This window comes from Chryseobacterium sp. HNCC26DJ240, assembly GCF_057180485.1.
The window spans coordinates 331,532-345,449 of the sequence record NZ_JBXUGK010000006.1 but is presented as its reverse complement, the minus strand read 5'-3'; the positions used below and the strand labels follow the sequence as shown (position 1 = coordinate 345,449).

At 33.9% G+C, this 13,918-nt stretch carries 14 protein-coding genes; 12 read left to right on the top strand and 2 right to left on the bottom strand.

Going from position 1 to position 13,918, the window contains the following annotated elements:
- Positions 1–44 precede the first annotated feature (44 nt).
- The 3 genes from AC2A1G_RS14070 to AC2A1G_RS14060 all read left to right on the top strand — a co-directional run bounded on the left by AC2A1G_RS14070 (position 45) and on the right by AC2A1G_RS14060 (position 1,987).
- Complete coding sequence (locus tag AC2A1G_RS14070; RefSeq protein WP_484047546.1) at positions 45–428, top strand: barstar family protein; 384 nt, start codon at positions 45–47, stop codon at positions 426–428.
- A gap of 20 nt (positions 429–448) precedes the next feature.
- Positions 449–991 carry a helix-turn-helix domain-containing protein gene (locus AC2A1G_RS14065; RefSeq protein WP_484047545.1) on the top strand — a complete coding sequence of 181 codons (543 nt, stop codon included), beginning with the start codon at positions 449–451 and terminating at the stop codon, positions 989–991.
- Positions 992–1,078: 87 nt separating this feature from the next.
- The gene (locus AC2A1G_RS14060) at positions 1,079–1,987 is read left to right on the top strand and encodes a hypothetical protein (protein WP_484047544.1); all 909 of its coding nucleotides are present in this window, start codon (positions 1,079–1,081) and stop codon (positions 1,985–1,987) included.
- Here the strand turns inward: AC2A1G_RS14060 and AC2A1G_RS14055 are convergent.
- Positions 1,984–2,343, bottom strand: a complete 360-nt coding sequence (locus AC2A1G_RS14055) for a diacylglycerol kinase family protein (protein ID WP_484047543.1) — start codon at positions 2,341–2,343, stop codon at positions 1,984–1,986. The two genes, AC2A1G_RS14060 and AC2A1G_RS14055, sit on opposite strands and share 4 nt — an antisense overlap.
- A gap of 79 nt (positions 2,344–2,422) precedes the next feature.
- On the opposite strand from AC2A1G_RS14055, the gene AC2A1G_RS14050 reads away from it, so the two are divergent.
- The 7 genes from AC2A1G_RS14050 to AC2A1G_RS14020 all read left to right on the top strand — a co-directional run bounded on the left by AC2A1G_RS14050 (position 2,423) and on the right by AC2A1G_RS14020 (position 11,308).
- Positions 2,423–3,037, top strand: a complete 615-nt coding sequence (locus AC2A1G_RS14050; RefSeq protein ID WP_484047542.1) for a hypothetical protein — start codon at positions 2,423–2,425, stop codon at positions 3,035–3,037.
- A 169-nt stretch (positions 3,038–3,206) separates the two neighbouring features.
- Positions 3,207–4,337 carry a DNA polymerase III subunit beta gene (dnaN, locus tag AC2A1G_RS14045; RefSeq protein ID WP_484047541.1) on the top strand — a complete coding sequence of 377 codons (1,131 nt, stop codon included), beginning with the start codon at positions 3,207–3,209 and terminating at the stop codon, positions 4,335–4,337.
- Between the two features lie 168 nt (positions 4,338–4,505).
- A complete protein-coding gene (pheT, locus tag AC2A1G_RS14040) occupies positions 4,506–6,908 on the top strand; it encodes a phenylalanine--tRNA ligase subunit beta (RefSeq protein WP_484047540.1) in 2,403 nt (800 codons plus the stop codon).
- 100 nt (positions 6,909–7,008) lie between these two features.
- Positions 7,009–8,421 (top strand): APC family permease, encoded by a 1,413-nt coding sequence (locus AC2A1G_RS14035; protein ID WP_484047539.1) that lies wholly within the window; start codon positions 7,009–7,011, stop codon positions 8,419–8,421.
- Positions 8,422–8,482: 61 nt separating this feature from the next.
- The gene (locus AC2A1G_RS14030) at positions 8,483–8,923 is read left to right on the top strand and encodes a GPW/gp25 family protein (protein ID WP_262152388.1); all 441 of its coding nucleotides are present in this window, start codon (positions 8,483–8,485) and stop codon (positions 8,921–8,923) included.
- Between the two features lie 44 nt (positions 8,924–8,967).
- Positions 8,968–10,842 carry a type VI secretion system baseplate subunit TssF gene (locus AC2A1G_RS14025; protein ID WP_484047538.1) on the top strand — a complete coding sequence of 625 codons (1,875 nt, stop codon included), beginning with the start codon at positions 8,968–8,970 and terminating at the stop codon, positions 10,840–10,842.
- Between the two features lie 52 nt (positions 10,843–10,894).
- Positions 10,895–11,308, top strand: a complete 414-nt coding sequence (locus AC2A1G_RS14020) for an META domain-containing protein (RefSeq protein ID WP_484047537.1) — start codon at positions 10,895–10,897, stop codon at positions 11,306–11,308.
- Positions 11,309–11,379: 71 nt separating this feature from the next.
- On the opposite strand, the gene AC2A1G_RS14015 is transcribed toward AC2A1G_RS14020, so the two are convergent.
- Positions 11,380–12,459 carry an endonuclease/exonuclease/phosphatase family protein gene (locus AC2A1G_RS14015; RefSeq protein WP_484047536.1) on the bottom strand — a complete coding sequence of 360 codons (1,080 nt, stop codon included), beginning with the start codon at positions 12,457–12,459 and terminating at the stop codon, positions 11,380–11,382.
- 182 nt (positions 12,460–12,641) lie between these two features.
- Between AC2A1G_RS14015 and AC2A1G_RS14010 the strand changes: the two genes are divergently transcribed.
- On the top strand, positions 12,642–13,124 hold the full coding sequence (locus AC2A1G_RS14010) for an erythromycin esterase family protein (protein ID WP_484047535.1): 483 nt from the start codon (positions 12,642–12,644) through the stop codon (positions 13,122–13,124).
- Entirely contained in the window at positions 13,085–13,897 is an 813-nt protein-coding gene (locus AC2A1G_RS14005) for an erythromycin esterase family protein (RefSeq protein ID WP_484047534.1), read from the top strand. The genes AC2A1G_RS14010 and AC2A1G_RS14005 overlap by 40 nt, the downstream gene beginning before the upstream one ends.
- Positions 13,898–13,918: the final 21 nt, after the last annotated feature.

The window sequence follows — 13,918 nt, the reverse complement described above, 5'->3', positions numbered from 1 at the left end:
AGTAAACAAATTGGTTTTTCTACTTAAATTTGAATATTGTGAAAATGAGTAATAAAAGTCACCATAAAAGAATGACTGTCATCAGTGGCAGTCATTTTTCAAATTTAGAAGGTTTTTATGAAGAGGTCTCTCAACTTTTTATGAAAGATGAAGATTGGAAAATCGGAACTTTGGATGGTTTTGATGATATTTTGTATGGGATCAATTCAGATATAACTTGGAAAGATTCTCAGAAATCAAAAATAGATTTAGGTTTTGATTTGACTAAAGAATTTTATCAAAACAAGATCAAAATTGGAAAACCATTTAATATAGAATTGATTCAACAGAAATTAGATTATTTAATTGCAGGAAAAGGACAAACCATTTTTGAAATTCTGGTTGAGATTATAGAGTCACATCAAAATATACAGTTGGTTTTAGACTGATAAAGTTTAAATTTGATTCAATGGAAAACAAAGTAAAAACACTTCGCGAACAAAAGAATCTGACTCAGGCTGAATTGGCTGAAAATTCCGGACTTTCTTTAAGAACAATCCAGAGAATCGAGTCGGGGAGTGTGATGAAAGGGTTTACTCTGAAAGCAATTGCAAAAACTTTGAATACTGAACTTGAAGAATTATTTTTCACTGAAGAAAAAAGTATTAGCGTTGAACGTGCAAAACTGATTAACTTCTCAGCTTTATGCGGATTGATAATTCCGTTTGGCGGGGTAATTTTTCCTTTAATTCTTACCTTAAAAACAAAAGATGAAACCAATAGGATGTTGGGAATAGAGATTGTGAGTTTTCAGATTGTCTTGGCTGTTTTTATTTCCGTTTTGTTAATTATTACACCATTTCTTCAGAAACTTCTATCAATTAAATTCCCTCTTTTTATTATTGTTTTATTACTCTTTATACTCACAAAATTGCTTGTCATTCTAAAAAACGGAGTCAGTTTGAGTAAAAATAGAGACCTGGTTATCAGGTTGAAAAACAGTGTTTTGTAATCTGTTTTGTGAAACTGTCGTAAAAATGTCGCCTGTTTTTTTCGTTTGGAAATGATTTTTAAAGCTAATCTTGCCGAAAAAAATATAATGAAACTTTTTAAACGAATTGCCCTTACTTTTTTGATTCTTTTAATCTTGATTTTATCCGGTGGATATTTCTATTTCAATCAAAAATTTACACCTGAAGAAAATTATTTAAACATAAAAAATGAAAGTGGTAATATTCCTGTAATCTGGTTGGGAAGTGATAAGAATGTGATGTTGTTGCCAATTCATTTTCAAGGTAATTCCGAAACTTATTATTTACAGTTTGATACAGGTTCTCCGTACACTCAGTTCTATTTTAATTCCATTAAAAATATAAAGGAAATTTCTGTAAAAAATGAAAGAGCTCAAGCTGTAATTCATATTGGAAACACCGAAATTTCGTCAAATCAGTTTAAGATTTTTAAAAATAAAAAATCGGATAATGATTCTATAAAAATTATTGGAACTTTAGGTGCAGATGTTTTGGAGGATAGAAAAACGATGATTGATTTCAGGAATGATTTTGTGTTTTTGAATATTTCTGATATTCCAAAAGCATTTAAGTCTAATCTGATCGATTTTAAATTTAATAAAAGAAAAATTGTTATTTCAGGAGTCTTGAAAGGCAAGGAAAGGAAATTTCTTTATGATTCCGGAACGAGCGCTTACGAATTTCTTACCTACAAAGAAGAATGGGAAAAATTGAAATTGAAAAATGCTGAAGTGAAAACTGAAAATGCAAAATCCTGGAATCGTGTTTTGACGACATTTACAACCGAATGTAATGAGAGTATAAAGTTTGAAAATATTGAGATTCCTGTTCAGGAAATTACTTATGTAGAAGGTCTCTCCGACGCACAGTTCTTATTAATGAAATTCACAGGAATGTCTGGAATGATTGGTAATAAAATCTTCCTCAATCACTGTATTTTTATTGACGGAAAAAATAGAAAGCTTGGTTTTAATTAAATATTGAAAATATACTTCCAATACACCAAAATTCCGACAATTAAAGACAGGATTGCCATTAAAATCACTGCTCCTGCAGAAATATCTTTAATAAAACCAATCTGTTTATTGAATTCGGGTTGGATAAAGTCACATATTTTTTCGATGGCAGTATTAAAAATTTCAGCAGACAAAACTCCAAATGAAACAATCAGAATTAAAATTGTATCAATTGGCGAAAGTTTTAGATAAAAAATTAAAAAGATATTGATGAACAAAGCTAAAATTTCAAGCTGAAAATTCCTTTCAGATTTTGACATGAGCAAGAGTCCGTTGAAAGCGTTTTTTAAACTTTTTATAATGGTTGGTTTTCGCATTTTTTGTTTTAGTAAAGATACATTTTCTTATAATTCAGCGGTTTTTCTCTTATATTTGAGGACTAATTTATTTTTGCAGATGAAAAAAACTATATTTCTTCTATTTTACATTTTATTTTCAAATTATTTTATAGCACAGGATTACAAACAGAAATTCACAAAAGAAGTTTGTGAGTGTGTAAAAAACGTGGATGTTTCCAACAAAACAGCTTCCGAAAGACAGTTGCAGTTCGGGCTTTGTGCTTTTAAACATTATCAGCCTTATAAAAAAGAATTAAAAAAAGATTTTAATATCGACTTGGTTGCCGATATTGGAGATCATAGTAAAATGCAGGAATTTGGTGTGCAGGTCGGTTTACTAATGGCCTCTGAATGTCCTGAAGCTTTTAAAAACATTATGAAAGAAGGAAATGAAGAAGCTGAGTTTGAAAAATCTTCTGAAATGTTGATTAGTGGTACTATTACAAAAATTGAGAAAGATAATTTCGTCGTTTTCCATTTGGTGGGTGAGAATAAGATTTTAAATAAATTTTATTGGATTTCAAATATTGAATCTGATCTGGATTTGCCTAAAGAATACCAGTCTCTTCTTAAAAAGAAAGTGATTATCAGTTATTATAATACTCAGATTTTCGATAGTAAAATTGATGATTACAAAAATTTAAATATTATCATTAGCCTTAAAACAGAATAATGATTTTTGTTAATAACTCTATACATTATTCTTTTCCATCTATTTTCTATTTGTTATATTTGTAAAAACTTATTTTTAAATCTATGAAATTGCGTTTGTTTTCTAAAATAAACTTTTGTTTTAGTTTTGCGATTACATATGACCTATAAAAAACAATAATAATCTACATATGAAATTTATTATTTCAAGTGGCGAACTGCAGAAGGCTTTACAAACGGTAAGTGGAGTGATTTCAAGTTCTCAGTCGAGACCGATTTTAGAAAATTACCTTTTTGAACTCAACGAAAACAACGTTACCATCACAGCATCAGATGGTGAAACAACTTTGGTAACTTCGCTTGAAGTAAAATCTGACGATAAAGGAAAATTCGCTGTACCTGCGAAGATTTTTCAGGATTTTATAAAAACTTATGGTGAGCAGCCGCTTACTTTTGTAGTAAAAGACAATGCGGAAGGTACAGGAAGTCTTCTTGAGATTTTAGACGAAAAAGATAATTTTGCCGTGGCATTAGATCATGCTGACGATTATCCTGAGCTTCCGGAATTTGATGCTTCACAAATAGTGAGCATTCCATCAGGAGTTTTGTCTGAAGCTCTTACCAATACACTTTTTGCAACAAGTAATGATTCTCTTCGTCCGGTAATGACAGGGGTTTTATTCCAGTTTGGAGAAAACGAAACCAATTTTGTTTCTACAGATTCTCACAGATTGGTCGTTTATAAGAGGACAGACTTGGTGAATCCTGAGCCAATGGAATTCATCATGCCCAAAAAGCCTTTGAATATCTTTAAAAATATTTTAGCAAGTACAAACGGTGATGTTATCATTGAATTTAATGATAACATGGCTAAATTTACTTTTGATAAAAATATCTGGATTTGTAGATTAATCGACGGTAAATATCCTAATTATACTGCGGTAATTCCAAAAGAAAACCCTAATCTATTGACAATCAACAGAAATCTTTTATTGAGTGCAATTAAAAGAGCTTCAATTATGTCTAATAAATCTACCAATCAGGTAAGATTTAAGCTTTCAGGTAACATTTTGCACCTTCACGCAGAAGATACAGAATATGCAAACAAAGCAGACATGCAGATTCCTTGCGATTACAACGGGGAGGACATCAACATTGGTTTCAGCTCTAAATTTTTAACGGAAATGTTGGGAATTTTAAGCGCAGATGATATCACCATGAAAATGTCTCAGCCAAACAGACCTGGAATCATCGAGCCTTTGGATGGACTGGAAGAAAATGAAAATATCTTAATGCTTTCAATGCCGGTAATAGGATTGTAAGATTAAAAATTGAATAGAAAATAAAAGGTTTTGGCTTTCCAAAGCCTTTTTTTGTGCTTTTTTAAGAGTTAAAATATTTCGGCAATTCTTAAAAAAACACGATATTTGTAGACGTAAAAAATAGCTTTAAATTCTTTTTTTAAAGCTTAAATTTTAAATTCATCATTAATGAAAATATCAAACAACTGGCTTCAGGATTTCATCAAAACAGATATTAAAACCGAAAGAATCGGTGAATTTCTTACAGATATTGGTCTTGAAGTAGAAGGAATAGAAAAAATTGAAAGCATTAAAGGAAGCCTTGAAGGAATTGTAGTAGGGAAGGTTTTAACCTGCGAAAAGCATCCAAATGCAGACAAGCTCAACAAAACGACGGTTGATGTAGGCACTGGCAAAATTTTGAATATTGTTTGTGGTGCTCCTAATGTTGCAGAAGGGCAAATAGTTCCGGTAGCAGTTGTGGGAACAAAAATTTACGCCAAAGACGGAAGTTTTTTTGAAATCAAAGAAGCAAAAATCCGTGGGGAAGTTTCCCAGGGAATGATTTGTGCTGAAGATGAGTTGGGATTGAGCGAAGACCACGGTGGCATCATGGTTTTAGACGAAACCAAATATGAAGTAGGGAAAAAATTTGCAGACTATTTTGATATTTCAAATGATGAAGTATTCGAAATTGGGTTAACGCCAAACAGAACTGACGCCATGTCGCATTATGGTGTTGCCAGAGACCTTTTTGCTTATCTTTCAACCAACCAGCAAAAATCGGAATTCAATAAGGTTTCTTCTGAAGTGTTGAATAACGAAGGTTCGCACAGCTTCAGCTTAGAAGTTGAAAATACAGAACTTACACCAAGATATATCGGAGCTGTAGTTGAAAACGTGAAAGTTGCGGAATCACCATCTTGGTTGAAAAACAGATTGAAAGCCATCGGTTTGAGCCCAATCAATAATATTGTTGATATTACCAATTATATTCTTCATGGGCTTGGTCAGCCGCTTCATGCTTTTGATGCTGACAAAATTGAAGGCAAAAAAGTAAAAGTAGGAACCGTTGCCGAAGGAACAAAATTCACAACTTTGGATGGTGTGGAAAGAACTTTAAACGGTTCAGAAATCATCATAAAAGACGGAAATGATACGCCTTTGTGTATTGCCGGAGTTTTCGGAGGTTTAAATTCTGGTGTTTCCGCAGAAACAAAAACAATTTTCCTTGAAAGTGCTTATTTCAATCCTGTAGCAGTAAGAAAAGCTGCAAAAGCACACGGTTTGAATACCGACGCATCATTCAGATTTGAAAGAGGTGTTGATCCGAATATTACCAGAACTGCACTTACTCACGCTGTGAAATTAATCTCTGAATTAGCTGAAGGTAAGTTGGTTGGTGAAATTCTTGAGGAATATCCTGAGAAAATCAAAGACAGTTATGTGATCATCAGATTCTCAAAAATCGAGCAGATTTTAGGAACAAAAATTCACAGAGAAAAAGTAAAAGAGATTTTAAAAGCACTTGATATTCAGGTTTTAAATGAAATTCAAAATGGTTTTGAAGTTTCAGTTCCTGCGTACAGAGCCGATGTGACGAGAGAAATCGACATAATAGAAGAACTTTTAAGAATATACGGTTACAATAAAATTGATGCTCCGCAAAAAATTTCGTTTACACCTGTAAAATTGAATGCAAAAGATCAGGACGAGCTTGAAAACTCTTGGGCAAGAACGCTTCAGAGCTTAGGTTTCAACGAAGTAATGAACAATTCTTTGACTTCCGTAAAAGATGAAACAGATGCTGTAAAATTATTAAATCCTCTTAGCAACGATTTGGCATTTATGAGAAAGTCTTTACTGGAAGGACTTTTGCAGAATGCAATCTACAATATCAACAGAAAAAATCAGGACATTAAGTTTTTCGAATTTGGTAAGATCTACCATAAAAAGGAGAAATACGAAGAGAGAAAACAGCTTGCGGTTTTAGTTTCAGGAAGAAATGTTGCCGAAAACTGGCTTCAGCCAAAATCTGCTACAGATTTCTATAATCTGAAAGCTTATGTAAAAGTTTTACTTGAAAAATTATCGATTGATTACAAAGAGATTGCTTCATCTGACGAAAGGTTTTCTGATGCGTTGGAATATGAGGTTGATGGAAAAACTTTAGTGAGAATAGGAAAAGTAGCTCCTCAAATGCTGAAAGATTTTGACATCGATCAGGATTGTTTCTACGCAGAAATCGAACTGGAATTGGCTCAAAAATTAAGATCTGAAAACGAACTTAAATTTAAAGATATTCCTAAATTCAACAAAATCAGAAGAGATTTGGCTTTGCTGATTGATAAAAATGTTCAGTATCAGGATCTTTATCAGACTGCGAAAAAGAATAAGTCGCCGTATATCAAAAACATCAATCTTTTTGACGTTTATGATGGGAAAAACCTTCCGGAAGGCAAGAAATCTTACGCCATGAGTTTTGAACTTTTAAATGAAGAAAAAACTTTGGAAGAAAAAGAAATTGCTTCTGTGATGGATTCTTTAATTAAATCTTTCCAGAAAGAATTCAATGCAGAATTGAGGTCTTAGCAATAAGATTCATATTTAAATACAAGACTGTTCGCAAGAGCAGTCTTTTTTTATGTTTAAACACTAAACTTTTAATTATATTTACGTTTTACAAAACTAAATGCAGAAAAAACTAAAACTTTGGGACGCCATCATGCTCGTGATGGGTTCAATGATCGGAAGCGGAATTTTTATCGTCAGCTCAGATATCATGAGGAATCTCGGCTCCGGCTGGTGGCTCGTAATCGTCTGGATTATCACCGGTGTGATGACGGTGGCAGCAGCAATCAGCTATGGCGAACTGTCAGCGATATTTCCTAAAGCCGGCGGACAGTACGTTTATTTAAAAGAAATCTTCGGAAGAAGAATCGGTTTTTTATACGGATGGGGACTTTTTTCAGTAATACAAACCGGAACAATTGCCGCAGTGGCGGTAGCTTTCGGGAAATTTACAGCGTATCTGATTCCCGCTTTAAATAACGCTCAACCCATTTTTCAGCAGGGGGAATTTAAAATTACTTACATTCAGATTTTGGCAATTTTTGTCATTATGCTTCTTACTTTTATCAACACAAAAGGTGTGGAAAGCGGTAAATTTTTACAAAACCTTTTCACAGGATCCAAAATTTTAGCTTTAATAGGAATTATTGTTGCCGGGATTTTCTTAGTTAAAAACAGTTTTTTCACTGAAAATTTTAGTTTTGGATTTGAAGCATTTAACAATTTAGAAAAAGATTCTTTAGGAAATTTCCTTCAGACCGGCTGGAAATCAGTTTCCGGATTGACGCTTTTTGGCGGAATCGCATCGGCGATGGTGGGTGCAGTCTTCAGTTCTGTGGCTTGGGAAAGCGTGACTTTCGTTTCAGGTGAAATTGAAAATCCAAAGAAAAATGTTGTAAGGTCAATGATTTTCGGAACTTCCGCTGTGATGGTTTTGTATCTCGCTGTTAATTTGGTGTATCTTTCAACCTTATCGAGAGATCAAATTGCTTTTGCGGCGGATGATAGAGTAGCAGTTTCTTCTGCATTAGCAATTTTCGGAAACACAGGAACATTGATTATCGCTTTGCTTGTAATGATTTCAACATTTGGCTGTAATAACGGACTTATTTTATCAGGTGCGAGAGTTTTTCAGACCATGTCAAAAGACGGAATGTTTTTTAAATCGGCTTCCGAAAACAACAAAAATCAGGTGCCGGAAAATGCTTTGTGGATGCAGGGAGTCTGGGCGAGCGTTCTTTGTCTGAGCGGTCAGTACGGAAATCTGCTTGATATGATTTCATTTGTAATCGTTCTTTTCTACATGATTACCGTTTTCGGGGTGATTTATTTAAGATTTAAAAAGCCTGATCTTGAAAGACCATACAAAACATGGCTTTATCCTGTGACACCGCTTGTTTATCTGGTGATTGGGACTGCTTTTTGTGTATTGCTTTTATTTTTTAAAACCCAGTACACGTGGCCCGGACTGCTTTTGGTGCTGATTGGTCTTCCCATTTATTACTTCATCAATTCCAGCAAAAAGGATGTTTGATTTTTCATAAAAAATGTTTATTTTGGTATAACCAATTCCTTAATAAATATGAAGTCAGTTTATGGATAAAACCAATTACAGAATGCCCTTTTCTCCGGACAGTTTGATGGTAGAGGGCGGAAGTGTGGATACATGCGATGAAGCCGAAAGTATTGCCCACAACATCATGCTTTTGATTACTACAAAAAAAGGCGAAAACCGTTATGATGACAACTACGGAAACGAAGTCTGGAATCTCGAATTTGATAACGGCGTAAGCTCCGGAATGTGGGAAACCATTTTTATCAACAGTCTCAGACAGCAGATCAGAGTCTACGAACCTAGAATTGTAGATGCAAAAGTAGATGCTCACCTCGAATTTGTAGAGCATAATTACGATACCAAAGAGCATACAGAAATCAAAAAGAAGGTGAAAATTGCTGTCAATGCCCGCATGGAGGCAAGTGGCGAGCGCTACAGTTTTGCCACCGAAATTTTTCTCAGCCCAATGTCTATTGACTAAGGCTTCTTCTGTTTAATTATTTTTAATTTTTTTCAAAAACATTTATGAATCTGGATCAAAATATATATTCAAAAGAATCTGTAAAAGCACGAATGTTGCAGAACGCCACCAAAATCTGGGGTGTAAAAAGTCCGCAATCGCTGGATCCTTTTGTGAAATTGCTGATCGATGCTTTCAGTACCGAAATATTTAAAACCAACAACGAAGTACAGTCGGTGAACAGCCGAATTCTGGAGAAACTGTCTAAACTTCTTACCCCAAATATTTACACCCATCCTTTTCCCGCACATGCGATTGCGTTTGTGAACCCTTCTGAAATTTCAGAAAAACTATGGGAGCATACCGAGTTTTTTTTCAAGAAAACAATTGCTTCCAGCATAAAAGGCGAGTCTGACAGACAGGTAAGCATTCCGTTTACACCGATAGATTCTGTTGTTTTAAACAAACTGCAGACTTCGGTGATGATCGTTGGGAACACCTGTTATGGCATAGACGAAAAGCTCAATAAAATTCCGATGGGAAGAATTCAGGGAAAGATCGAGGATTATAGAAAGATTACAATTGGAATCGACGCAAGCCAGCTTAAAAACGAAAAATTTCCCAAACATTTGAGTCTTTACTGTTCAAATCCTTCTTTTGAGCATTTGGATTATGTTTTTAAACTTTTACCGTTTACCGAAATTACTTCCAATGGAAACGAAATTGCCGTGCGTGGCGGTCTTTCCTATGAGAAGAATGTTTCATATCAGGGTTATGAAGAAATCTTTAACGAGCAGTCGATCAGAACTAAAATTAAAACTTCACTTAAGAATATTTACGAACAGAAATTTATAGAAATTACCGGACTTTCAGATAAACTTTTGCTTGAAAATGTACTTCCTCAGGAAATTCAGCATTTATCTGAATTGGAATCTTTGCAGAATTTTGTTTCAGGTAAAAATATGCTTTGGCTGACCATAAAATTTCCACCACAGTTCACTGCTGAGATTTTGGATAATTTTTCCTTTGTTTTAAACGCTTTTCCAGTATACAACAGAGGATGGAAAAAAACTGAATACAGTCTCGACGTGATGGGAAATAATATTCCTCTCATTACCGATGTCGGAGAACATTTTCTTTACGTAGATGAAGTGCAGGACGGCGACGGAAATTATTATCAGGAAATTCCGTTTACTCCGAATGATCATTTGAAAAAAGGACTTTATACCGTAAGAAAAGGCGGAATGGAGCGTTTCAACAACAGAAATGCTGTCGATATGATTGCCAATGTTCTTGAATTGACAAGAGACGAAATCACGGCATTTTCTCTTTTAAACAGAGACAATGTGAAAACGGTTCTCAACGAAATTTCCGGTCAAATGAAAACGATGATGCAGAAAATAAATAACGTAAGACAAAATACGAGACAGGATTTTAATTACGTGATTCTTGAGCCTTTGGAAAATTCAAAGCATACTTTTGCGGCTTTTTGGTACACCAACTGTACTTTAGCCAATCAAATGAGACCGGGAACTGAACTTTCCAATCAGAAAAAATCACAGTTTATGACGCTTCTCACAGAAAGTTTGGGAGGGACAGAAGAGCAGACCGGAACAGACAGCATTCAGGCTTTTAAATTTGCTTTGACATCCACAGACAAAATTATTACCATTCAGGATGTGAAAAACTATTGTGAAATGGTGCTGAAAGATGAACTGAAGGAAATTCGGGTGACGCGCGGAACCATGATCAGCAGTAAGCCAAAAGAAGGTTTCATCCGAACAGTCCAGATTACAATTATCCCACAGAATTATGCTTTCTACGGCAAAAGATATTGGGATAATATGGCGGGAGTTTTAAAAAATCAAATTATTTCCCGCGCCATCGACGGTCTGGAATATATTTTGGAAGTGAAAGACGAGGATGATTTAATCAACTAAATTCGGGCAGATAATTTATTTTGCCTAAATTTGAATCAATAAATTTTAAAAAATGAAAAATTATATCTTAGGAATTTTAGCTGCTGCAACAATTGTTTCCTGTGGAACGATGGGCGGAAGTTCTTCTTCATCAAAAGTGGGAAAAACGCAGGCTTCTATCGCCAATACAAAATGGGTTTTGGCTGATAAAGTAAAAGGAACTGTACCAACATTAAATATTGAGGGCAGTAAAATCAACGGAAATGGTGGATGCAACAGATTTTTCGGAACTGTGGCTATGGATGCACAGTCAGGAACCTTTACCCCTTCAGGAGTGGGTTCAACAAAAATGGCTTGCGAAAATATGAGTGTTGAAAGCAACTATCTTGGTGCTTTACAGAAAGTAAATAAATATGTAGTAACAGATTCCAGCTTAGAGCTTTATCAGGATAGTTTGTTACTTTTAAAATTCAACAAAGCTGAATAATACTTAAAAGCTGAATAATACTTAAAAATTATCATTAAAAAACCTGATTCATCAATCAGGTTTTTATGTTTTTATTCGGTAACGATGGCATCTCTTTCACCATCTTCTTTTTTTCCTTCTTCAATCATTTCCTCGGCTTCGGCTTTTTCTTCGGCATCTGCAGAATCTATTCTTTCTTCCTGATCATCATTCACGTGATCAATTTTGAACTTACAGTAAACAGGAAGATGGTCTGAACCAAAATTATCCAGTGTTTTTAAATCTTCAATAAAAATTTCTTCACTGTGAAACATCAGATCAATTGGGAATCGGAAAAATCTGTATTTCGCATGAAACGTGGAAATAAAAGCTCGGCCAATTCTGGGATCAATCAATTCACTTGTTTTCCTAAATAATATGGATGATTTTGACCAAGCAACATTATTGAAATCTCCTACAACAATTACTGGTTTGTGAATTTCCTGTACTCTTTTTGCCGTACTTAAAAGATCGCCGTCCCTTTCTTTGGATGTTTTCTCTTCAGTCGGACTCGGCGGAGGCGGATGAACACCAAAAAATACAAATTCGAAACCGTCTTCAGTTTTCAGATGTGCTTCAATACTGGGAATATCATCAGCTACAAAAAAGTGGGTTTTAGATTCAGAAATTTCAAATTTAGAATAAAAATGCATTCCGTAAGTATTTTCCAAAGTTACTTTATGATGGTAAGGAAAGTCTTTTTCTAGAACTTTCATCGCATTTTCCCAGTCTCCATTGCTTTCCATTGTGAGGAAAACATCGGGTTTACAGTGATTAATGAGATCAATAAACTGTTTAAAATCTGTATTAAACTGATAAACATTTGCGGAAATAAACTGAATTGGTTTTGAAGCTTTATCAGATGGTTTGTGTGCTTTGATAGGGTAGATTGGAGTGTATTTTATCAAAACAATTCCGTGAAAAATAATGAGCAACAACAGAATTCCCTGAAATATTTTCCATGTTAAATCTTTTTCAAGAAAAAATCCCAGTCCAAAAGTAAGAACTGCGATGACGAAAACCTGAATTTTACCAAAATCCGGAACCCTGAAAATCCAGTAAGAACTTGGAATTTTGGGTAGTACAGAAAATAGTACGATTAAAATACTTAGAATTAAATAAAGTTCCCACATGACGCTTCAAAACAAAGCACTAATTTAAACAAAATTTAAAATTTATGGACTTAAATGATATTAATTTATTGTTTTCAACGCTTGTTCTTACAGTGATTTTTATAAAATTTTTAACTCTAATTTCATTTTTATTAATACATCTGTAAGAGAATTAAAATTTAATTTTACAAAAATTAAAATTAATGTACTTAGTAAATAAAATCGTTCTTTTTATCATCACTTTTACAACTGTTTTCACTTTTTCACAGTCTTCAAAACAGAGTTCACCAATCTCGCCTGATGAAAATAAATATCTGAGAAATTTTATTTATCCTCTACAGACTTATGAGCCGGAAATTGGTTTCAAAGAAGATTCTTTAGTCTTCAATAAATTTTTTTCAAATTCTAAATTTGTTGGATTGGGAGAAGCTTCGCATGGTTCGGCAGAAATTTTTAAGATTAAAGATAAACTGACCCGATATATTTTAAAGAAGAACAGTGGAGGTATTTTTTCTATCGAAGCAGATATGCCAAATTCATATCTTGTTAATGACTACCTTATAAAAGGGGAAAGAACAGGAAAAACGTATTTGATGAATATCAATGCCTGGATTTATCAGACACAGGAAATTCTGAATATGATGGAATGGATGAAAGTGTACAACGATACCTATATCAAAAAATAACATTCAGCGGTTTTGATAACCAGAACTATAGGGGTTCGGTTACGCAGCTCACAATACTGATGAATAAATATAAAATTCCTCTTGATGATTTGATAGACTTTTTGAAAAAAATTAACGCATACAGTAAGATTGATAAGAAGCAACTCAAAGAGAAGGAGAGTATGAGAACTGAAGCTTTAGATAAGCTTGGCAAGATTAAAGTACTTTCTTCAAAAATAGAAGATGAAAAAGATAAGTCCTGGTTTCTGCAGAATGTCGTTCTTTTAGACCAGTATCTGAATAATTCCTATTGGGCCCGAACAAAATATATGGCAGAAAATATTTTATGGCTAAAGGATAAATATCCGGAATCTGCCTTCGTTATCTGGGCTCACAATAATCACATCAAAAAAGAAGCAAAAGAAACAGGGAAATTTTTAGAGGAAAAACTTAAAGATGAATACATCAGTGTAGGGACGTTTTTCTATGAAGGCCACAATTCTATTGTTGACTTGAAAGACCAAAAAGTAAAACCTGTTTTTATAGAGAAAAATTCTGCGAACTCAATAGAAGATATTTTAAATTCGTTTGACATTCCACTATTCATTTTAGATTTGAAAAGCATTAAAAAAGAAAATAATAAGCTGGCTAAGAAGCTATTAAACAAAATCGAATACAGAACGGTGGGCGCTGCGATACATAAGAAAGACCATGATTCCGGAAATCTTTCAGAAGATTTTGATTACATTATTTTTGTTAAAAATTCTACAGCTTCAAAATTATTATCCAACTGAAAATAAAAAGAGTCGCCCATT

Excerpts from the sequence above, each read along its gene's own strand:
- AC2A1G_RS14070 (WP_484047546.1), top strand. The coding sequence starts at position 45 with ATGAGTAATAAAAGTCACCATAAAAGAATGACTGTCATCAGTGGCAGT.
- AC2A1G_RS14065 (WP_484047545.1), top strand. The coding sequence starts at position 449 with ATGGAAAACAAAGTAAAAACACTTCGCGAACAAAAGAATCTGACTCAG.
- AC2A1G_RS14060 (WP_484047544.1), top strand. The coding sequence starts at position 1,079 with ATGAAACTTTTTAAACGAATTGCCCTTACTTTTTTGATTCTTTTAATC.
- AC2A1G_RS14055 (WP_484047543.1), bottom strand. The coding sequence starts at position 2,343 with ATGCGAAAACCAACCATTATAAAAAGTTTAAAAAACGCTTTCAACGGA.
- AC2A1G_RS14050 (WP_484047542.1), top strand. The coding sequence starts at position 2,423 with ATGAAAAAAACTATATTTCTTCTATTTTACATTTTATTTTCAAATTAT.
- dnaN (WP_484047541.1), top strand. The coding sequence starts at position 3,207 with ATGAAATTTATTATTTCAAGTGGCGAACTGCAGAAGGCTTTACAAACG.
- pheT (WP_484047540.1), top strand. The coding sequence starts at position 4,506 with ATGAAAATATCAAACAACTGGCTTCAGGATTTCATCAAAACAGATATT.
- AC2A1G_RS14035 (WP_484047539.1), top strand. The coding sequence starts at position 7,009 with ATGCAGAAAAAACTAAAACTTTGGGACGCCATCATGCTCGTGATGGGT.
- AC2A1G_RS14030 (WP_262152388.1), top strand. The coding sequence starts at position 8,483 with ATGGATAAAACCAATTACAGAATGCCCTTTTCTCCGGACAGTTTGATG.
- AC2A1G_RS14025 (WP_484047538.1), top strand. The coding sequence starts at position 8,968 with ATGAATCTGGATCAAAATATATATTCAAAAGAATCTGTAAAAGCACGA.
- AC2A1G_RS14020 (WP_484047537.1), top strand. The coding sequence starts at position 10,895 with ATGAAAAATTATATCTTAGGAATTTTAGCTGCTGCAACAATTGTTTCC.
- AC2A1G_RS14015 (WP_484047536.1), bottom strand. The coding sequence starts at position 12,459 with ATGTGGGAACTTTATTTAATTCTAAGTATTTTAATCGTACTATTTTCT.
- AC2A1G_RS14010 (WP_484047535.1), top strand. The coding sequence starts at position 12,642 with ATGTACTTAGTAAATAAAATCGTTCTTTTTATCATCACTTTTACAACT.
- AC2A1G_RS14005 (WP_484047534.1), top strand. The coding sequence starts at position 13,085 with ATGGATGAAAGTGTACAACGATACCTATATCAAAAAATAACATTCAGC.